This window comes from Grimontia sp. AD028 (assembly GCF_000973155.1).
GTDB lineage: Bacteria > Pseudomonadota > Gammaproteobacteria > Enterobacterales > Vibrionaceae > Enterovibrio > Enterovibrio indicus.
This window is the reverse complement of record NZ_LASY01000125.1, coordinates 1-21,375: the sequence shown is the minus strand read 5'-3', so window position 1 is coordinate 21,375 and position 21,375 is coordinate 1. Positions and strand designations below refer to the sequence as shown.

Below are 21,375 nucleotides of genomic sequence, written 5' to 3'. Positions count from 1 at the left end.
CAGCGATTATGGGTCACTTCGTTGAGAAGCATGGCCCGCGAAAAGCTGGCTTACTGGCAGCCACCTTCTGGGGTGCAGGTTTGCTGATTGCCGGCTTCGGTACATCGGTCGGCAACATCTATCTGCTCTGGCTCGGCTACGGCGTATTTGGCGGCATCGGTCTTGGCATTGGCTATATCACGCCCGTCTCCACACTGGTGAAATGGTTCCCGGACAGACGCGGTTTTGCCACTGGTCTGGCGATTATGGGCTTTGGATTTGGTGCCATGATTGGCGGCCCAGTGTTTGGTTACCTGATGGAAAACTTCTCCATCCCTTTCACTTTTTACGCTTCTGGCATCGCCTATATGGCCGTGATGTATCTTTCTGCGTTGTATCTTGAGCGCCCACCTCAAGGTTGGATGCCTGATGGCATGAAAGAAGCCGTCGCTTCTGGCGCGCAGAAAATTACGCAAGATCTGACCCAGCAAACCGCCAATGAGGCTGTGAAGACCGCACCTTTCTACTGGCTCTGGATCATGATGTTTATCAACATCTCCTGCGGTATTGGTGTGATTTACTCTGCTTCTCCACTGGCACAGGAAACCATTGGGCTTTCCCCCACCGAAGCGGCTGCCGTCGTCGGTTTGATGGCTGTTTTTAACGGCATCGGACGTTTAGGTTGGGCAACACTCTCTGACTCCTTGGGACGCGCGAACACTTACATTGCGTTCTTTGTGCTGCAGATTGCGCTGTTTGCAGTATTGCCGAATATCGGCGGCGTGCTGATGTTCCAAGTGGTGCTCTTCACCATCATGACCTGTTACGGCGGTGGCTTTGCGACCTTGCCAGCCTTTATCGGCGATTTATTCGGTACCAAACAACTAGGCGCGATCCACGGTTACATCCTCACGGCTTGGGCTGCTGCCGGTTTGGTTGGCCCGCAAATCGCCGCCTACTTGCGCTCCGTTACCGGAAGCTATGAATTGACGCTCTACATCTTCGGTGGTGCATTTGTGGTGGCATTGGGTGTGGCATTTATGATGAAGGCATACATCACCAAAGCACGCGGAAGACTGGAAGCGGTAACAGCCTAAGTGGCTAATCCGCGACGAACCTAAAAAAAGCCCCCGCTGTGATGCGGGGGACTTTGTTGCCGTGTGGCTTGCTTTCAGACCTTATTGCATTGAAATTTTTTTCTTTTTAAACCTTAAACTGACCCAGTACGTCGTTCTGGTCAGACACATTTTGTTTTTGCCCCTCAATCACACCGTGCATTTCATTGACTAACTTGGATACCTCGACCGAAATGTCTTTTGTTGCCTGAGCATTACGGTTTACTTCTTCACACACAATGCTTTGCTCTTCTGCCGCGGAAGCAATTTGATAAATCATGTCGGTGATTTGAGCGACTGCCTGACGGATAGATTGCAGTTCTGTATCCGCATCTTTTGAATGTTCTAAGGTTTGCCCCACTTCCTGTTGGCTGGACTCCATGACTTCCAGCGCTTTTCTGGCTCCACTTTGTAGGGTTTCGATCATGCTGCCGATCTCTTCAGTCGACTGTTGGGTTTTCTGCGCCAGCTTTCTCACTTCATCCGCCACCACTGCGAACCCACGGCCACTGTCTCCAGCGCGCGCCGCTTCAATTGCCGCATTCAAAGCTAGCAGGTTGGTTTGTTCTGCGATGTCTGTAATCACACTCAGCACAGAATCAATACCTAATGCAGAGGCGTTAAGATCAGACACCACGGTCACTGCTTGCTCTACCTGGTTTGATAGCGCCGCGGTAGAAAGCGCCGAACTTTCTACTAATTGGGCACTGCGGTCGACATTAGTACTGGCACTTTGAGCAGACTCAGAAGCAAGCTGGGAGTGATTAGCCACTTCTTTAGCGCTTACAGACATTTGGTTGATCGCTGTAGCTAACTGATCGACCTCATTCATTTGCGTTTCAATCTGCGCTCTGGCTTCTGAGGCACTCAATGTTGACGCCTCCATGCCAGAACCCACTTTGTCTCCCAATGATTTCGTCTTGGAGATCATCGCGCCAAGTTGCTCCATGAGCGTATTCACACTCATGGCGACATTGCCGATTTCATCTTTGCTCGTGACCTCTAAATGCTTGGTGAGATCGCCATCTCCCTGAGTGAGCTCTTCAATTTTCTGCTGAAGTCCAATAATCGGTTGGAACAGTCGCTGCAAAACAAACACCAGCACAGCAATCGATAGCAAAAGCAAAGCAACTGACACCCAAAGCATCCGCTGAATTAAGGCATCGAGAGACTGATAAGCGGTACTTTGATCCACACTGACCAAGTAGTACCAAGATTTCCCAAACCCAAGTTCTATTTGGTTGTGGTACGCCGTTCTGGTTCTTCCGCTACTTTGGTAGTCAAAGTAGCCATAACCGGGTGCTAAAAGCTCACCCTGATAGTCGGCAAGCTCTGGAATCGAACTGATTGTCGTTTTGCCCGGTTTGTTTTTCTGGCTGGAAGACGCGATGACCACACCTCTCTGATCAAACAAAGACGCAATACCACTCTCGGGCAAACCCTTGCCTATCTGTGCTCCAATGATATCGAGCGTGAGATCAGCAAGAAGCACGCCCTTTAACGTATTTCCCTCGTAAAAAGGCTCAGCAATACTCACCATCAATTTTTTCGTTGTCGCACCGGTATAAATATCAGTAATGATGGTGCTACGTTTTTCTTTTGCGGCTTTATACCAGCCTCGTCCACGAGGATCATAGGCGTTAGGGTCGTATTTCCCTGAATTAGAGCTGAATGCGCTGCCGTTTTCATACCCGACGATAATGGCGAAAACTTGGGAAGATTTTTTAATTTGATGAGTGGACACTAAGATCTGTTCATCAGACAAGGGCTCGGAAAAATAAGGGGCATTTTTTTGGAGTGAAACAGACACACGATTGATCCAACGTTCTACGGCATCACCTGCGGCATCAACACGAATAGATATATTTTCATCAATGCTTTCGGTCTTTTCTTCACTCAGGAAATAATAAGAAAGATAACTTGAAATACTTAGCGACAAGGTAAGTAGAACGGCAGATATCGCAATAACTCTTTGTTTGAACCCTAGGTTTTTGAATCTCACCATCATCCCAAACCCCTACTTCTTCAGGCAACATGGCCAAAAAAATCTTTTTATTCATGAGTTCAAAAGCAGAACTGCTAAACCGCTTTATTCATGCCTCTAAGAAAGATTGTCAGACACAGCATTTACGCCTGTGTCATTAGGTATAAGCATGACACAATATAAAAACGTAATTCGCCATAATGATAAATATTTAAATATTGATACATCATTTCATTGCGTAACAATATTCACGGAACAAACATCACTTATTCAAGTGCAAACAATCAGAGGCTTAAGCTGGATTTTTCAGGGATTTGAATAACAAGAGCTTGATATATAAATGCTTTACTTTCCAGTGATAAATAGACTGAATGAAAGTCACAAAATAGGGGTATATATATAAAAAGCCCGCTGGTTTCAGCGGGCTTTATCGTTTATCTCTTGGTTACAGTCAGTTTAATAACCGTTCGGGTTCTTTGACTGCCAGCGCCAGGTATCTTCTACCATGTCATTTAGGGTATGAGTCGCTTTCCAGCCCAGATCTTGCTGCGCTTTGGCAGGGTCTGCCCAACACTCTGCAATGTCACCTGGGCGACGCGGTGCAATTTGATAAGCGATTTCTTTGCCGCATGCCTCGCTAAACGCTGCAACCATTTCCAGAACGCTCTTACCGTCGCCGGTTCCGAGGTTGTAAATGTGCAAACCCGCTTTCTTGCCTACTTTGTCCAGCGCAGCTAGGTGACCTTCCGCCAAGTCGACAACGTGGATGTAGTCACGCACACCACTACCATCACGGGTTGGGTAATCATCACCAAATACCGACAGGAATTCACGGCGACCAACGGCCACTTGTGAAATAAACGGCATCAGGTTGTTTGGAATGCCTTGTGGATCTTCACCCATCTCACCCGACTTGTGCGAGCCTACTGGGTTGAAATAGCGAAGCAGAGTAATGCTCCAGTCCGGGTTCGCTTTTTGGAAGTCAGTCAGACACTCTTCCACCATCAGCTTACTGCGGCCATAAGGGTTGGTCGCTGACGTTGGGAAATCTTCACGAATTGGCACAGAAGCCGGGTCACCATAAACAGTTGCCGACGAGCTGAAAATCAGTGAGTGAACGCCTGCATCACGCATCGCATCCACCAGCACCAGAGTACCGTTAACATTGTTGTCGTAGTATTCCAGCGGCTTTTCAACCGACTCACCCACCGCTTTCAAACCCGCAAAATGGATGACTGCATCAACGTTTTCTTTTTCAAACACCGAGGCCAAAAACGCTTTGTCACGGATATCGCCCTGATAAAACGTCGGCTTTTTGCCTGTCAGTTTTTCAATGCGTTCGAGTACCGCAAGTTTACTGTTATGCAGGTTATCGAGAAGGATAGGATTTAGGCCTGCTTCAATCATCTGAACACAGGTGTGACTGCCAATGTAGCCAACGCCGCCAGTTACGAGTACGTTCATGTCAAATCTCAATTGGGTTGTGATTTTAGATTCCGTGTCTAGGTTCAATTCAAGCACGGATTTGTTATGGCGACCACTATACCTGAGCAAGTCAGAAGTGCCAGTTACATACATCGAATAGCATAAAAACCACAGTGTTAGGCGCAAATTCGAATAACTGGCTCGAATTTGAAAAGGTAAACGTTGCAGTTTTACAGTGGATTTAATTCGAATGTAAATAGAAAAAGCCGCTGGTTTATGCAGCGGCTTCGTTGGATTTTAACCCTGTTATCTAATGGCTTCGTACATCGCCTGTTGGAAGAGCAACGCACTGTCACAGACATCACCATTCGCATGACTATGGCCAAGACTGGCTGATGGGATCCGGCTCATCAATTTCAATACCGTCTGGTTGTTGTCAGAAGTTTCAAGGCCAGCATTCGCCACTTCTATCTCTGTCGCAACGCCCCGGTAAACAGTCGCAGCAATATCAATATCTCTAATGCTTTCAGGCTCCACGTTATATGGGCTTTGTTCTAGCACTGTAAAGTTAGCGTACTTGCCGATATCAATACTGCCGACCTGATCTTCTAACCGTGCTGTGTATGCGGCATCAATCGTAATGGCCCGCATGGCTTCATCTACCGTGATCCGCTCTTCAGGCCCCATCACCGTTTCGCCAGACAAGCCGATTCGATTCACCGCTGCCCAAACCAAAGCCAGCGGCTGCGCAGGTGCCATTGGCGCATCGGAATGCAAAGAAAGAACCCCACCCGCATCGATAAATGAACGCCCTCTTGCCATCACTTCCGCGCGTTCTTTACCTACACCTTCTTTGCTGTAGAGCTCTGCCAGCACGTGGGTGTAATAAGGGTTCACACTGAAGTTAGCGCCAGATTCCACTGCGCGTGGAATATCATCTTTATCAGTGATGCCTAAATGGTGGAAGCTGGTGCGATGATCGTCCCGCGGTGTTTCTTCATTCAAAGCATCCATGACATCCAAGGCGCTTTCAAAGCCCAAGTCGCCGTTGGCATGAATCACGATCGTGTAGTCGTCATTCCAATACGGGCGCATGCTGTCTTCGAGCTCTTTAGGGGTTTGCAACCATTCGCCATGGTGACCGTCGATATAGCCATCTTTCAACTGCATTAGCTGGCTGTACATCGCGCCGTCAGAGAAGAGTTTGACGAATTTAGGCAACCATTGAATTTGGTCTTGTCCCTTGTAATCTCTGGTCTGGGCTTCAGCAATCAACTTGCCCTGGTCGGCATCATAACCACCGGCTGCGTAGGTGAAGTTACCTGCCGGAATTAACCAGTAATCCATAGGGAAAGCATCATCCAGCAATATAGAAACCATCTGCTCATACATTTCCGGCGTCGCAATCACACCTGGGTCAATCGCCGCGGTAATACCGCCAGATTGCACATAATCACGCGTTCTCTCCATGCCAGTGGCAAAGCGGCCACTGTCTACCAAAAACTTCAGCGTTTCAGGAAGAATGATTTTTCCGCCGTTTTCAAATGCGTGCCCACGCTCCCAGTCTAACTGCTCATAGGCCAAGCCTTCGCCTGACCAATCACTCTCTTCCCAACCCATCATTTCAATCGCGGCATTGTTGAAAAACAGCTCGTGGAAGCTTCGGTGCCAAACAATGATCGGGCGAGTCTCTGAGATCTGGTTCAGCACATCACGTCCCATGTTTTTGCCATGGAAATAGTTGTGATAGCCCCAAACGATCAATGGATCGCCTTCCGGTGTCGCCTTCTCAACCTCAATAAGACGGTTAATGAATGCTTCTTCTGAGTGCACACCTTTTACATCGCCCCAAGGCAATTTCCAGTCTGCAGGCGTAATAAAGTCAGTGCTCATGAGAATCGCACTCAACCATAAATGGATATGAGGTTCGACAAAGCCTGGCGTCAGGACTTTATCTTCAAATTGTCTATCTACAATCAGCCCTGGATGCGCTTGGTATTTTTTCAGCAGGGCTTCTTTTTCGCCCAAATCCAAAATTTTGCCATTTTGAACAGCAATGGCAGTGACCTGCTCTGGCGCAACATCCGACATAGTAACAATGTCGTTCGACACAAAAACAGTGACTGGGCTCGCCAGGACTTCTTTCGATAAATCAGCCATATCCACAACATTTGTTTGCTTCGAGCAAGCAGCTAGTAGTGCGATAGACATTGCTACTGCTGATAGTTTCATTGTTCTTTTCATCGCTTTCCCCATATAAGCACTTTGGCTTCGTGAGCTTTGTTCGATGTTGAGAATTTAACAATGAAACGTCGTTCTAACTAATGCATTATGATGGGTGAAATCCAACATTAATTGATGGAGTGAATATGTTCTCTTATGAGCATCTCGCCGCCTTTTGCGCAACGGTAGAAGAAGGTAGCTACAGCAAAGCTGCGCGCAGATTAGGTAAAGATAGAACAACCATTCGCGAGCAGATAAAAGCACTCGAAGACAGCTACGCCATCGCGCTTTTTGATATTGAAGGGAAGTCAGCGGTCGTCACTCACGCTGGTCAGGCGATTTACAAGCAAGCACAGCTTTTGGTCAAAAACAGTGAGCGTCTGAATACCCGATTGCTAAAAAGCTATCTTGAGCCCATCACCCAATTGGACATCTACCATGATGTGCTGGCTCCTGCCCCGCTCATTCTGCACATTGAACGTTTAATGAATGAGCATTATCCCGATATCAAACTCAACTGGTTACACCGAAACCGGGATGACGCATTAAAGGCCGTTTCTGAAGGGCAAAATAAACTTGCGCTGATGCAGTACAAACTGGCGAATCAGTCGCCTTACCCGTTGGGTTTCGTCAATCTGGGAAGTGATGACCTGAATGTATATTGCAATCCCCATCATCCACTAGCCAAGTTGGAGCGAGTCACTGCGGGCGACTTACAGCTCGAAAAGCAGTACCTGAGCGAAAACCTGATGGCGAGTGCACCTGAGCTGTTTTCTGTTTCCACAGATGTAAGAATCGTCAGCAACAACGATATTCTGTTGGAGTTGGTAAAAAACGATGGATGGACGGTGATTCCCCAGAGCCTTGCGCAGCCTTTAGAAAAACAAGGGCACCTGATTCGACTCCAATTGGATGAGTTAGCCTCCAGCCTCAATGTGGGTATTTCTTGCTTCTATCCGGAGGCGATGGAAACCACGCCAGAGCTCCAAACGTTGCTCTCTTCGATCAAAGCTTTCGCTGCCAAATACTATCAATAGGCGCAGACAAAAAAGCCCGCTGATAAACGCGGGCTCCCAGGGGCTGTTGACTTTTGGTGATTTAATCGCTTTACATCCATTTAATGGCAATTACTGCCGCGGCAATACCGACACCTAATCCTGTCAAAACATCACGCCAGTGGTGCTTGAATGCTCTCACCCTGCCAAGGCCAACACAGGCGGCGACACCGTATGAAAGCAGACCGATAAACCAGCCATAGCAGAGCATTAGAGCTGTGGAAGCGGCGACGGCATTTGCGGTGTGATTGGATGGGAAACTGTCGTTACCACTGAGATCAGGTCGTTTCGCATCGATGAAGAACTTACCTAAAAGACCTATTCCCGACGCACCTGCAATGATAAGTAATGCTTGCTGCAACGCTTGCCACTCGCCATGAATGACTGGGAAACCCAATGCAGTGGCGACCAAACCATAAGCGCCGACATCACTGACTGACTGCCAGTTGGTAGAAGAAGAGATCTGGGCAATGAAAAACACCCAAATGGAAGCGAGGAAGATCAGAGGATAAACAGTACTCATTGCGCGTCGATTTAATCTCACTAAGGGACTAACGATGAATTGAGTATCTCAAAATCCTTAATGAGATCGGGGAGAAGAATGTAACGAAACGTTTAGCCGCTAGCTAAGCGAGTAAAAAGCGACTCTCTCAGATAGCTAATCCCGTGAATCACTACCCAATGACACTGTGCCGACATCAATTGTAGGGAATAACCTAACATATGCGGTTTTTGAGTATGGCTAATAGAATCTAACATCGCCTTGAAATTGAAATAGATATCAAGGCTAAACAATGAAAACAAAACATAATCTACTCATCGCTCTGATGAGCTTTAGCGCCCATGCTGTTATTGCTGGCGAGGCAGACGCTGTGATCAATCCTGATGATCTTCAGGACGTTACCAAGATCAATCCTCAGGCCGCGCTCTTTGTGACTTCCGATTCTAACATTCGCGCATCGGGCATTTTCTCCGGTCAATGGAGCGAAACCGCCGCGTTCTCGGGCTATGCCGAAGGTGTATTCGGTAATAAGCAAGGCGAAAACAAGTTTGATACCGATTACCTCGGTGGCAGAGCGCAATATTTTCAAGCACATCAACTCGATAACAGTCTGTTCCCACGACTTGGCTTTTCTTTCGACCTCGTTCATCAAAAAACGCAAGGGCTGCCAGATACCGCGCTTTTCTCAGTCGGTGCAGTTGCTGCCATCAATAGAGACTACACACCGGGTTTTCAGTTATTTCCAAACGTGGCTTACACAACGGGTGAGGTATTTGGAGAGAGCGCTGATGGATACTTAGCAAACCTGTTCTTGACCGCGCCAATTGGTGACAATGGTTCATTCCTCTTAGCATGGCCCGAATATTTTGACGTGAGCGGCGATACAGTCGAACTGGAATCAAAATCATTGAACGTTGTTTTCCAATCGCCTGCAAAAAGCAATTTCGGGCAATGGTTCGTGACCAAACTCGCTTACAACGAAACAGATTTGACCTTGCCATCGGGTCTTCAAATTGATGGTGATGGCGAGTTGGCGATTGAGTTCGGTATGAAGTGGTACTTCTAACATCTATCTACATCACCTGAAGATTATCAATTTCAGACAGTTTGGGTATAGGGAGAGGATATGGAGAAAATAGAGCTTATTCTTGTGATTGTTGTGCTCTTGATGGCGGGTTGTAACAAGCAAAACGCGTTAGACCCTTTAAGTGAACACCACGAAGGATATGAAATGAATATCCCGGTCTCCCCCATCCATCTATCTGGCTATGATGTGTCACTTTGAAAAGCGATAAATACGAAAAAGGCCGCTATCTCTATAGCTAAGAGCTCGCGGGCTTAATCTAATGTGGCGGAGCCAGAAGCAAAGAATAGCGGGATTTATGCGGTCGCTTCGGGCCGTTGCCTATTCGGCTTCGCCGGGCAACGTTGTCTCGCTCCGCTCGGCTGAACCTAGGGTCTAGGGTTCTGCATCCCTATCTCCACAGGCTTATTCCATATACGAAAAAGCCCGCTCAGTGAGCGGGCTTAATCTAATGTGGCGGAGAGATAGGGATTTGAACCCTAGATACGCTATTAACGTATGCCGGTTTTCAAGACCGGTGCTTTCAACCACTCAGCCATCTCTCCGTAAGTGCCGCGCATATTACAAAGCCCTCGCGAGCTTGTAAAGCCCGAATTTCCTGAAATTCGTCCGTTTGCACAGGCTTTGCTCAGTTAGTCTATTTGGCAAACACTTAATGCGCACTTTCGGGCTATTGAATCAACTGCTCAGCCAAGCAGGCGTCCCTGCTCTTCAAACCAATCGATGATATCGGCAAACTCCTGCTGGGTATCTTTGCCGATAGCAAAGAACACATTGAGCCCGATACCTTTTCCAATAGGAGATTCTTTGATATTGAGCTCCACCAGCTCACCAGAATTTAGGTATGGCAACAGATAATCCGTCGGCATGACTGCCCAACCATCTCGTTTAATCAGCTCACACAATAAATCATGGTTACTCACTACATGACGCCGTGGAGAGACCTTGGCAAAGCCCACATTCAACGCGAGAAAGTTCTCTGTCAGATACTGTGTCTGACCCTGTAGTTCATTGATCGTCACTTCTTCCAAAGCAGCCAGCGGAGACGAGACAGATGCAAAACACTTCAGTTGCAGGTTAGCAATACTTCTCCAGGTCACTTCCGTCTCCGCAAAAACCATATCGCGGTTTGGCATTAATGCCAGATCTGCTGAGCCGTCATTGAGCATTTCCAGAGCCTCTGGACGTGTTCTATGAAGCCAGTTAACCGTGATATTCGGATAATGCTGCCGAATTTTCTCTTCGATATTGACCATCATGGTCATAGGAGCAAACACATCATGAACAATGGTTACCGAGTGCACGTCACTGGCAAATAAGGCTTGGCTGAAGTGGTAGAGCTCGCGGTTTTGTTTCTCTACTACTTTGGCCTGAAAATACAGCTTAGAAGCCTTGTCAGTGGGGATTGCCTTTCGACCTTCAATCACAAACAGTGAATATCCCACTCCATCCTCAAATGCCATCACGTGCTCACGCACCGTAGTGCGCGATTTCCCCAACAGCTTTGCCGCAGCGCTGTACGACCCTTTTTCATAGACCGCGATAAAGGTAGTGAGTTGTTCCAATGTATGCATTTCGTCTATCCCATGCCTTTTGTTAGCAATACCCTAACAAAACTGACTTGGTAGTATTGGATATTCGTTTAAAAATAGCGACAAGTTCAAAAAGTCATTTAAAACAAAAACTAAACTCAGAGGTCGAAATGAAAATCATCCCGCTTTCAGTTGTCGCTCTTGCACTCTCCTCTACCATGGCGCTAGCCGCACCGGATTTGATTTTGAAGAACGGAGACATCGTCACCGTTACCGGCGAACAGGCAAGAGCCGAAGCAGTGGCGATCAAAGACGGAAAAATCGTTGCTGTCGGCAGCACGAAGGAAGTCCTAAAAACAAAAGGAAGCACAACAGAAGTTCGTGACCTTGAGGGGAAAACAGTCGCACCCGGCTTTATTGATTCCCATGGTCACTTTGCGAACTACATTCCACTGGCAAACTCACTATTTGTTTACCCATCCCCAATGGGAACCAGTGACAGTATCCCCGCTATCCAAGAACAGTTGGCGGATCATTTCTCGCAAGACTTGGATAGAAGCATTTTGCATATCGCGTTTGGCTATGACGATTCCGTGCTGGAAGAAAAACGCCACCCGAACAAGCAGGAGCTGGATAAAGTAACGGGAGACTTCAGCCTTTGTATGATGCATGTGTCAGGGCATTTAGGGGTTTGTAACAGTGCGGGATTGGCAAAAATCGGTTATTCCGATGCATCAGAAAACCCAAGTGGTGGCGTGATCCACAAAGATGAAAACGGCGCGCTGACGGGGCTGATTGAAGAGTCTGCCACCTATGCGCTCTTTCCTCACCTGACTGTAGGTAGCCAAGAAGAAGCCATCGAAAACTTTAACAAAGCGCAGGATCTGTTCGCGCGTTATGGGGTAACCACCGCGCAGGAAGGACTGGCAACAGCGTCAACATTGGGTTTGATTAAATCAATGGCTGATGCAGGCGAGTTAAAAATCGATGTGCTGGCTTACGCAAAATGGGTCGACTTTGAAACTGTGCTTGAAAACATGAAGCTTGGCGAATACAGCAACGGGCTGAAGCTGGCTGGCATGAAAATCACCGGAGATGGCTCTCCTCAAGGAAAAACCGCATTCCTTTCAACGCCATACTTCGAGGTGCCTCATAGCCACTCCTATCACTACCACGGCTATCCGGTGCTCAATCAGGAAGAAATGGATCACTACGTGGATCTTGCCTTCAAAAACGATGCGCAGCTCATTAGTCATGCCAACGGTGATGCGGCAGCTGACCTGCTATTGAATGCCGTTGAAAAAGCGAATGCGAAATACGGGGACCGTGACCACCGAACCACCACAATTCACGCGCAAACTATGCGCCTGGACCAAATCAAGCGTATGCGTGATGCGGGTATGATGGCGTCTTATTTCCCTGCCCATACCTTCTTCTGGGGTGATTACCACCGCGATTCAGTGCTTGGCCCTTGGAGAGCATCAAACATCTCCCCTATGGGCTGGGCAAATGAATTCGGACTCACTTACACCATTCATATGGATGCGCCGGTTGCCTTCCCTGACCAGTTGCTCAACATGTGGACAGCGGTAAACCGAGTAACACGTTCAGGTGAGGTGTTAGGTGAATACCACAGAATCACTCCTTACCAAGCGCTGGAAGCCGTCACCAAAACTGCTGCTTACCAGAACTTTGAGGAAGACGAAAAAGGCACCATTGAAGTGGGCAAGCGCGCGGATTTAGTCGTGCTGGATAAAAATCCACTGGCCGTCGAACCAATGGAAATCAAAGACATTAAGGTGCTTGAGACCATAAAAGACGGGAACACTGTGTTCAAATACGCTGGCTAATAGCAATCACAGTAGGTAGCTGCTCAGAAAAAAGGCGGACAAAATGTCCGCCTTTTGAATTTCTCGCGTCCGCGATTAGCCGAAACGGCCACCGATGTAGTCACGGGTCAGCTTGTGCTCTGGGTCTTCGAACACACGCGCTGTTTCGTTCACTTCTACCAAGTCACCCAAGTGGAAGTATGCGGTGCGGTCAGAAACACGCTTCGCCTGTGACATGGAGTGCGTCACCATCACGATGCTGAAGTTCTCTTTCAGCTCGCTGATCAGCTCTTCGATGATGCCCGTAGCAATCGGGTCAAGCGCTGAACATGGCTCATCCATCAGGATAACTTCTGGTGCAATCGCGATAGTACGGGCGATACAAAGACGCTGCTGCTGACCACCTGAAAGGCCCGTTGCTGGCTGATCAAGACGGTCTGCCACTTCAGCCCAAAGACCTGCACGGCGCAGCGATTCTTCAATCACGCCATCCAGTTCATCTTTTCCATCCACCAAGCCATGAATACGGGGGCCATAAGCCACGTTGTCATAAATAGATTTAGGGAACGGGTTCGGGCGCTGGAATACCATGCCGACCTGTGAACGCAGCTCAACAATTTCCTGCTCTTTGGCATAGATGTTATGACCATCCAGCAGGATTTCACCCTTCACTTCACAACCCGGTACGGTGTCGTTCATCCGGTTCAGACAGCGCAGGAAGGTAGACTTACCACAACCTGAAGGGCCAATCATCGCCAACACCTGTTTCTCACCGATGTCGAGATTAATATTACGAATGGCAGACTTTGCGCCACCTTCATAGCTCACGCTGACATCACGCGCTGTCATGCGAGGAGCCGTGACAAATGGAAGGCCACAGGTCTCTTTTGGCGCCGCGGTTTTTTCCGCAGCCATTTCTTGAGGGATTTGATTCAGTTCACCTGTGTGAGTCATTACGGTTGTCATATCCATACTCCTACCATCTGCGCTCAAGGCGCTTACGCATGATAACGGCACATGCATTCATCAGTGCCAAGAACGCCAGCAATACCATGATTGCGCCTGAGGTGTTCTCAACAAAACCTTTTTCCGGGTTTTCAGCCCAGAGATAAATTTGTACTGGCAGCGCGGTGGCTGCATCCAGCGGACCAGAAGGAACGTCCACAATAAACGCCACCATGCCAATCATCAGCAGCGGTGCCGTCTCACCCAGCGCCTGCGCCATACCGATAATGGTACCGGTCAACATGCCCGGCATTGCCAGCGGCAGAACGTGGTGAAGCACCATCTGCATTTTTGACGCGCCCACACCCAACGCGGCATCACGCACCGAAGGTGGGACTGCTTTGATTGCAGCGCGGCTGGAAATAATGATGGTTGGCAACGTCATGAGCGTCAGCACCAAACCGCCTACCACCGGCGCCGAGCGCGGCAAGTCAGCCACATTCAGGAACACCGCCAGACCCAGCAGACCGAACACGATAGACGGCACAGCAGCGAGGTTGTTGATGTTGATTTCAATCAGCTCAGTCGCGCGGTTGCGTGGCGCAAACTCTTCCAGGTAAATCGCTGCAGCGACACCAATTGGGAAGCTCAGCACCAAGGTCACCAGTAAGGTGTAGAAAGACCCCACGGTTGCGCCCCAAATGCCAGCCAGCTCTGGGTCACGGCTATCGCCGTTGGTAAAGAACTTGGTGTTGAAAACGGTGCGAACACGGTCTTCTTTTTTCAGTTCGTCATACCATTCGATTTGGAGGTTCTTGAACTGACGACCATCTTCCGGCGTGCTCGCCTTGATGTTGCCTTTGTTGTACTGGTTAAAGTTATCGCCCGCTTGCGCCCAGTAAGTGATGGTCGTCCCAATCAACGACGGGTCCGCCATTACCTTGTCACGCAGGTCATATTCCGCGCCGTTCGAGATAAAGCTGTAAAGCGCGCGGCGTTGTTTACGGCCATCAACAGCGATCTCTTCACGAAGCGCCTGACGAAGCACTTTGCGGTAGCTAGCGCCCATCAGCACTTTAGGATCGGTTTCATCGCCATCAATGCCGAGCGCTTCCGGTGAAAGGTCAACCTGAAGCTCGATTTCGGTAGTGAAAAACGCGGTGTAACCTTCGGAAAAAATGGTGGTCATCAAGACAATCAGAAACGCAAACGCCATCGAAATCGAAGCAATACCGTAGAAGCGGAAACGTTTCTCTTTGGCACGACGACGGGCTACACCCGCTTTGACTCGCTCGCGTTTGGTCTCTGCCAGTTTTAATAATTTATCAGTCATACTGCTCTCGATATTTCTTCACAATTCGAAGTGCAACAAAGTTAAGCGCCAGTGTTACAACGAACAATGTCAGGCCCAGTGCGAACGCAGCCAGCGTTTTAGGGCTATCAAACTCTTGGTCACCCACCAGCAAGGTCACGATTTGTACGGTGACGGTGGTGACAGAATCCAGCGGGTTAGCGGTGAGGTTTGCCGACAAACCTGCTGCCATCACCACGATCATGGTTTCACCAATGGCGCGTGAAACGGCAAGCAGCAAGCCACCCACGATGCCTGGCAATGCAGCAGGCAATACGACTTTGCGAATCGTTTCAGAGCGTGTCGCACCGAGGCCAAGTGAGCCATCACGAAGAGACTGGGGCACGGCAGTAATCACGTCATCAGACAGTGATGAAACAAAAGGAATGATCATCACGCCCATGACAGCACCTGCTGCCAAAGCACTTTCCGAGGAAACATTGCTCAGTCCAATCGATTCGGCCACATCGCGGATAAAAGGCGCAGCCGTCAGGGCAGCAAAGAAGCCGTAAACCACGGTTGGAATACCTGCGAGGATTTCCAGAACAGGTTTAACGATATTGCGCACGCGTGGTGAGGCGTATTCCGCCAGGTATATCGCACTCATCAAACCGATAGGTGCAGCGATACACATGGCGATAAAGGAAATCATCAAGGTACCAGTGAACAGCGGAATCGCACCAAATGCGCCGCTTGCACCTTGTTGGTCTGCACGCAGGGCAATCTGCGGTGACCATTGCGTCCCGAACAAGAAGTCCGTGACCGGGATAATCTGGAAGAAGCGGATCGCTTCGAACAACACAGAAAGCACAATGCCTGCCGTCGTCAGGATTGCCAGTGTTGAACAGAACATCAGGAATAGTTGCAGGCATTTTTCCACATAGTGGCGCGCCTTGAGCTTCGGACGAACCATTCGCCAGCCAGCTGCCAAACCTACCAAAGACACAGTCAGTACCGCGACCCATCTCAGCGTCAGTCCAATACTTTGTAGGTGGTGGTAGTGTTCTGATGCTGCAAGCAGTGCAGGATCTTCTGTCTTCAAAACGCCATTCGCAATGTGCACGATTTGGCTGTAGAGCAGCGTCATACTTTCGTGCGCTTGTAGCGTGGATGACGGGATCTGGGCCATCACCAGAGAGTGAACCAGACTGGGTTCTATGGCTTGCCAGATCAGAAGAAGAATCACCGCAGGTACCGCTGCTAAAATTGCAGCAAAGGAACCATAGTAGGCTGGTCGGGAGTGAAGTTTCTTCAAACCACCTTCAATGGTAGCCACTTCCCGGGAGCGTTTTTTGGCGAGTACAAAAGCGCTTATTGCAAACAGCGCGACTATCACCATCAATGTGGACGTCTGCATCCCTATTCCTTAAATCCTTTTTTACCCAAACCGGGTTTCAATTCGGGCAAATACAGCAAAAGGTGGTGCACCTTAAAAAGTGCACCACCTCGGGTTGGTAACTTACAGGTTTGGTTTCAAATCAACCGCGTCGTTACGAACCAGTTTCCAATCACGCGCTGACAGAGGAATCAGACCACGGTCAGTCAGGTAACCTTCGTCACCAATCGCATCTTCAGAAGTGAAGGCCGTTACATAGTCTTTCAGGCCAGGAATCACATCTGCGTGTGCGTTTTTCACGTAGAAGTACAGTGAACGAGATACTGGGTAAGAACCGTCACCAATCGCATCAAACGTTGGTACTACACCGCCGATTTTCGCACCCTGAACTTTGTCAGAGTTTTGCTCGAGGAAGCTGTAACCGAAGATACCGAATGCATTAGGGTTCGCGTCCAGTTTCTGTACGATCAGGTTGTCGTTCTCACCCGCTTCAATGAACGCGCCATCTTCACGAATACCGTGACAAACTGCTTTGTACTTCTTCTTGTCTTGCTTCTTCATGGCTTTCAGCTCTGGGTATTGCTTACAGCCGCCTTCCATCGCCAGCTCTACGAATGCATCGCGAGTACCAGATGTTGGTGGTGGGCCCAGAACTTCAATTTTGGTCGCTGGAAGAGAAGGGTTGACGTCTTTCCAGGTTTTGTTCGGGTTTTCGATGAGGTTACCGTTCGCGTCTGGAACGACTTTAGCCAGTGCAGTGAAAAGATCTTTCAGAGTGATATCGAACTGCTCAGACTTTTTAGAGTTAGCGAAAGCGATGCCGTCGTAACCTACTTTGATTTCGGTGATGTCTTTAACGCCGTTCTTTGCACAAAGCTCGATTTCAGAGCTTTTGATTTTGCGCGATGCGTTAGTGATGTCTGGGGTGTTTTCACCCACACCTGCACAGAACAGTTTCAGACCACCGCCAGAACCGGTAGATTCGATTTTCGGTACAGAGAATTCTGAAGTGCGACCAAAGCGTTCCGCTACAACGGTAGCAAACGGGTAGACTGTTGAAGAACCAACAATGCTAATGTAGTCACGAGTCGCTGCAGCAGCGTTATTCGCAGCGAATACTGACAGGCATACTGTCGATGCCGCAATCAGAGCCTTAAGTTTCACATCAACCTCCAAGTCGATAGTTTTTTGAGTTCAACTGTCAGTGTCCTCACTGACCGTTATTCGATTTCTTATCAAAACCTGCTATCAAAATTAGAGATCGCTTGTGACACTAACCTTAATGAAATGTGAACATTTAATTACAGGGAATAATGTCACTTAACTGAAATATCAATGACACCCATCCTTCATCGCGTTGACATAATTCCTGCCTAGTTTATTTCCGTGCCTCACCCTCGCCGCATCTGTCTTTTTTGCCGTATTGACAACGCTTTATCGCGGAATTTCGCTTGCTGATTGGCACTAAAAAGAAGTGCGTCTGCCTGATTCCACGCCTTAAGGCTGCTTGGGCATCTCAACGCAGTGGCTTCAAACATTCCAATATATAAAAGAGAGTACAGACATGGCTCAACCCGCCTCATTTGGCTCAAGCCACTCAGACAGCAATGGTTCGTCATCACTTGCTGATCATGATGTTCGCTTGAAACACAAACCAACCGTCCTTTTCCTGTGTGACGGTCAAGAAGGCTATTCCTTAGTGGCAGGCGCGATTTTGGCACATAAAGCAGACAGCCACTTTGATAGCTACAGTGCCTACACCAGTGCCAGTTGCGATGTCGCCACAGCCTGCCAGACACTGAGGCAATACAACATAGCCTGCACAGATTCGCACTTCAGGCCGATTGAGGCTTACCACCGAAACAACGTGGATTATCTGATTGCACTTAATCCAGCGTCGGTACAATCGGGCAAGCCTTTACCGAAATACGAAAAATTTATTCCGTGGGATATTACGGAAGGTGGAGAATCGAGCGATCGACAGAAAGCGATAAAGTACATCAACGACCAGATAAACTATTTTCTGTCTGTCTATCTGTATCGTTGAGTACAACGTGTTCGGAGAGTCAGTTTGTAATTGAGGTAATCGTGACTGGTCTTTTGGACGCTGACATCGCACAGTTGCGTCCTTTCACTTTGGCCTCAGACAAGGCGTTATGAGCAAGGTTGATCAACTTGTCCACGGCGCGGTCATAGGGGATTTGTTTTTCACTGTCGCTCCGGAAAGCACAATAACCGATGCTAATAGTCACCGGTTTATTGTCAATTGAGCACTGCGCGACACCTTCCGACATCCGCTCGCACACTTTTACCACTTCCGATTGCAAGGTGTCCGGCAACCAAATCAGGAACTGCTCGCCGCTGTATCTTGCCACGTAATCGTAGTTTCGAACGGCCTGCCGCAAGGCGGTCGCTGCGCCTTTCAATATCCGATCGCCTTCTTCATGCCCATGCTTTTCATTGATTGCGTGGAAATTATCGATATCAACCAATGCAATCGCGCCTTCCCCATCTCGCCTTATCAGCTGATTCAGCTCTCTATTTAGATAATCAAACAGCGCCCCGCGGCTTGGCAGTTCAGTCAAGAGGTCCACCTGCTGCAAATTTTCGAGACGCTCACTGAGTTGGCGGTAAGATTCACGCGCTCCGTTAAGCTCCGCGCGGTATTCCTCATTCTCCAGTTTGATTTCCAGAATTCCTGCCAGCAGCGTCAAGATGCCTTCGTTGTCCGGGTTTGCGCTGCCGTCGGCATCTGCCACTACACTCAGTGTTCCCCACACTGCACCGCCAAAACGGATCGCCACTCCCCAATAGGCCTCTGGCAGCCGGTTAACGCCGGGGTGACCAGAGAGCTTTTCATTCTTTCTGGTGTCTGGAGCCATGAGAGGCGCTTCCATACCCGCAGTCACACTGCAAAACGTGCTGCCCAAAGCCACCACGTCGCCTGCTTTTTTCGAGACCACGTTGCCATTCGAATAGCATTCCACGACTTCTAATTCGAGATTGTCGATACGGGAAAAGCAAGCGCAATCTGCGTCAAATTGCCACGTGGCGATTTGCAGCAACTCCCTGACCCACTCAGAAAAATCGATATCTTTTCGTCGAGTCAGATGTTGAATACGCCCAACGATATTGGTGGGAACAACAGACATTTCAGTTTCGGAAGCGTGAGATGACATGGCAGTACCTTGTTCAATTGCCTTATAAAAACAAATAGCACAGCAAACGATATACGCTCATTTCTTTGACAAGTGTTTCGACATAAAATCACTCCGGTCGCACATGCACGGCAAGTATCCGCTTGCTTTCTTTTTTCACCTCCGCATGTTTTTTCCAGCTCCATAATCTGTCTCGAGCTGCTTTTGATGCGCCATCAAGCTCAATACAAGGCTCTGGATAATCCCCTGCTTCACCGATGCTGATTCCGTACATTTGCTGTTCCAGCGGCGTTAACAGCCAAGGCTCGAACACTAAAGGCGAAGGGATTTGCTTCAACTCCGGCAGCCAGCGGTGAATAAATGCAGCGTCAGGGTCATGCTCCTGTGCCTGTTTGGTCGGGTTGTAAATCCGAATGGTATTCGTACCTGTCACGCTTGCCTGCATTTGAAACTGTGCGTAATGAATGCCGGGCTCGAAGTCCAAAAAGAGACTCGCTAGGTGTTTTACACCCAATCGCCAATCAATATTGAGGTGATGGCAAAGGAAACTGACCAGCATGGAGCGCATACGAAAGTTGATGTAACCGGTCGCGTGAAGGCAGCGCATGCAGGCATCCACCAGCGGATAGCCTGTCGTACCTTGCATCCAACACGCTAAATCCTTGATGACGTTTTCATCTTTTCTATAGGGAAACGCTTCATAGCCACGGTTAACATGGCGAAACTCCATCTCGCATTCACTCTCAAATTTTTGAATGAAATGACAGTGCCAGTGAAACCGCGATGACAGCGCACTCAATGACCGTCGCCATCCCGGTTCATTCCAATGTTGTAATAAAGTCTGGTAGACCTCCCGCACACTGATGTTTCCCCACGCGAGATACGGCGAGAGTCGGGAGCAATGGTTGCGACTTTCTGCAGGCTTGGAGATTTTGAACGCATACGACTTCCCCCGCCCCTCGTAGAAACTGTGTAGCGTTTTCCACGCCAACATGGGACCGCCCGTCTGCATTCCCCGTTGTTTGTTATGCCACGTCGCTGGTGGCACAAATTCTGGCAGGTGAGCAGATTGGACGTTAATAAATGCAGCGGTTTCAAGATTCGGTGTGATGACAGGTGCGCGCATGGTTTTGTCCCACGCTTTGTCCCACCCTTCACGGCTGATTGCCCCGCGTTTTACCGCGCCGGTTTGATATTCCTGCCAGTCGATCGCTTGTTCTTCACACCATTTCCCTACTTCTTTGTCCCGGGCGAACGTCTTCATTAACCCCGTTTCCTCGTGGGAATAGAGGGTTTTAATCTTGAACTGGGTATGAAGAGATGACAGCGCCTCAATACATCCGCTTCGTACCACCAGCACTTTGCCACCATAAGGCGCCAGTTGTTGGTTCAGGTCCTCCAGCGATTGCCACACAAACCGCCAATGGCGTTCTGAGTAATGTTCATCCTCAAGCAGTATCGGTTCAAATATATAGAGCAGTAGGACAGGTAAGTCCGATGCTATCGCCGCCTGTAATGGCTCATGGTCGGTCAGACGTAAATCGCGTTTGAACCAAACTAGGCTGATGGCATCTCGGTTTTGGGTTGGTGATGAAGGCATCAAGTCATCGTGGTTAAGGGTTTTGTCTTTTTACGCAGTCCATCACACGTTCGATCTGCTCTTATGGCGAGAAACGCCGATAAATTCGAAACATCAAGGTGTTGAATCTACGCTTTTATTAGGGGATGTTGACCTTTGGTGATGATTTTTGCAGCAGTTTGTGGGGATTTTATGCAAGGCAGAGGCTTCGATGTGTAGCTAGCCTACATGAGAAGCCGATAACGCAGCAGAAATTCCCCACAAACGCTGCCCGAAGG

The 21,375-nt window shown here is 48.8% G+C and carries 17 protein-coding genes and 1 tRNA gene; 6 read left to right on the top strand and 12 right to left on the bottom strand.

The features are described from left to right. Positions 1-8 precede the first annotated feature (8 nt). Positions 9-1,076: an OFA family MFS transporter gene (locus RN22_RS21160; RefSeq protein ID WP_231590947.1), complete on the top strand. Its 1,068-nt coding sequence runs from the start codon at positions 9-11 to the stop codon at positions 1,074-1,076. Between the two features lie 106 nt (positions 1,077-1,182). Here the strand turns inward: RN22_RS21160 and RN22_RS21155 are convergent, their stop codons facing one another. From RN22_RS21155 to RN22_RS21145, 3 genes are all read right to left on the bottom strand, one after another. Beyond that, the gene (locus RN22_RS21155; protein ID WP_052737581.1) at positions 1,183-3,102 is read right to left on the bottom strand and encodes a methyl-accepting chemotaxis protein; all 1,920 of its coding nucleotides are present in this window, start codon (positions 3,100-3,102) and stop codon (positions 1,183-1,185) included. Between the two features lie 432 nt (positions 3,103-3,534). Next, entirely contained in the window at positions 3,535-4,542 is a 1,008-nt protein-coding gene (gene galE, locus RN22_RS21150) for a UDP-glucose 4-epimerase GalE (RefSeq protein WP_046307491.1), read from the bottom strand. Between the two features lie 267 nt (positions 4,543-4,809). Further along, positions 4,810-6,747 carry an amidohydrolase gene (locus tag RN22_RS21145; protein WP_046307497.1) on the bottom strand — a complete coding sequence of 646 codons (1,938 nt, stop codon included), beginning with the start codon at positions 6,745-6,747 and terminating at the stop codon, positions 4,810-4,812. A gap of 125 nt (positions 6,748-6,872) precedes the next feature. Between RN22_RS21145 and RN22_RS21140 the strand changes: the two genes are divergently transcribed. Continuing rightward, complete coding sequence (locus RN22_RS21140) at positions 6,873-7,763, top strand: LysR family transcriptional regulator (RefSeq protein WP_046307488.1); 891 nt, start codon at positions 6,873-6,875, stop codon at positions 7,761-7,763. 70 nt (positions 7,764-7,833) lie between these two features. On the opposite strand, the gene RN22_RS21135 is transcribed toward RN22_RS21140, so the two are convergent. Beyond that, positions 7,834-8,304, bottom strand: a complete 471-nt coding sequence (locus RN22_RS21135) for a phosphatase PAP2 family protein (protein ID WP_046307486.1) — start codon at positions 8,302-8,304, stop codon at positions 7,834-7,836. A 271-nt stretch (positions 8,305-8,575) separates the two neighbouring features. Between RN22_RS21135 and RN22_RS21130 the strand changes: the two genes are divergently transcribed. Both RN22_RS21130 and RN22_RS25045 read left to right on the top strand, forming a co-directional pair. Continuing rightward, a complete protein-coding gene (locus RN22_RS21130) occupies positions 8,576-9,349 on the top strand; it encodes a hypothetical protein (RefSeq protein WP_046307484.1) in 774 nt (257 codons plus the stop codon). Positions 9,350-9,409: 60 nt separating this feature from the next. Further along, positions 9,410-9,568 carry a hypothetical protein gene (locus RN22_RS25045; protein ID WP_156168244.1) on the top strand — a complete coding sequence of 53 codons (159 nt, stop codon included), beginning with the start codon at positions 9,410-9,412 and terminating at the stop codon, positions 9,566-9,568. A 253-nt stretch (positions 9,569-9,821) separates the two neighbouring features. On the opposite strand, the gene RN22_RS21125 is transcribed toward RN22_RS25045, so the two are convergent. Both RN22_RS21125 and RN22_RS21120 read right to left on the bottom strand, forming a co-directional pair. Then, positions 9,822-9,912 (bottom strand) — tRNA-Ser (locus tag RN22_RS21125). Positions 9,913-10,053: 141 nt separating this feature from the next. Then, positions 10,054-10,941, bottom strand: a complete 888-nt coding sequence (locus RN22_RS21120) for a LysR family transcriptional regulator (RefSeq protein WP_046307483.1) — start codon at positions 10,939-10,941, stop codon at positions 10,054-10,056. A gap of 128 nt (positions 10,942-11,069) precedes the next feature. Here RN22_RS21120 and RN22_RS21115 point away from each other — a divergent pair, with 128 nt between their 5' ends. Next, complete coding sequence (locus RN22_RS21115; protein ID WP_046307481.1) at positions 11,070-12,749, top strand: amidohydrolase; 1,680 nt, start codon at positions 11,070-11,072, stop codon at positions 12,747-12,749. Positions 12,750-12,824: 75 nt separating this feature from the next. Here RN22_RS21115 and pstB read toward each other — a convergent pair whose 3' ends face one another. The 4 genes from pstB to RN22_RS21095 all read right to left on the bottom strand — a co-directional run bounded on the left by pstB (position 12,825) and on the right by RN22_RS21095 (position 17,524). Then, on the bottom strand, positions 12,825-13,694 hold the full coding sequence (gene pstB, locus RN22_RS21110) for a phosphate ABC transporter ATP-binding protein PstB (protein ID WP_046307479.1): 870 nt from the start codon (positions 13,692-13,694) through the stop codon (positions 12,825-12,827). A 10-nt stretch (positions 13,695-13,704) separates the two neighbouring features. After that, positions 13,705-15,006: a phosphate ABC transporter permease PstA gene (gene pstA, locus RN22_RS21105; RefSeq protein ID WP_046307478.1), complete on the bottom strand. Its 1,302-nt coding sequence runs from the start codon at positions 15,004-15,006 to the stop codon at positions 13,705-13,707. Then, positions 14,999-16,381: a phosphate ABC transporter permease subunit PstC gene (pstC, locus tag RN22_RS21100; RefSeq protein ID WP_046307476.1), complete on the bottom strand. Its 1,383-nt coding sequence runs from the start codon at positions 16,379-16,381 to the stop codon at positions 14,999-15,001. The genes pstA and pstC overlap by 8 nt, the downstream gene beginning before the upstream one ends. Positions 16,382-16,483: 102 nt before the next feature. Next, a complete protein-coding gene (locus RN22_RS21095; RefSeq protein WP_046307474.1) occupies positions 16,484-17,524 on the bottom strand; it encodes a PstS family phosphate ABC transporter substrate-binding protein in 1,041 nt (346 codons plus the stop codon). 400 nt (positions 17,525-17,924) lie between these two features. On the opposite strand from RN22_RS21095, the gene RN22_RS21090 reads away from it, so the two are divergent. Beyond that, a complete protein-coding gene (locus RN22_RS21090) occupies positions 17,925-18,407 on the top strand; it encodes a hypothetical protein (protein WP_046307471.1) in 483 nt (160 codons plus the stop codon). 19 nt (positions 18,408-18,426) lie between these two features. Here the strand turns inward: RN22_RS21090 and RN22_RS21085 are convergent, their stop codons facing one another. Together RN22_RS21085 and RN22_RS21080 are read right to left on the bottom strand one after the other, a co-directional pair. Next, a complete protein-coding gene (locus RN22_RS21085) occupies positions 18,427-19,539 on the bottom strand; it encodes a GGDEF domain-containing protein (RefSeq protein WP_046307468.1) in 1,113 nt (370 codons plus the stop codon). 88 nt (positions 19,540-19,627) lie between these two features. Next, complete coding sequence (locus RN22_RS21080; protein ID WP_046307465.1) at positions 19,628-21,118, bottom strand: deoxyribodipyrimidine photo-lyase; 1,491 nt, start codon at positions 21,116-21,118, stop codon at positions 19,628-19,630. Positions 21,119-21,375: the final 257 nt, after the last annotated feature.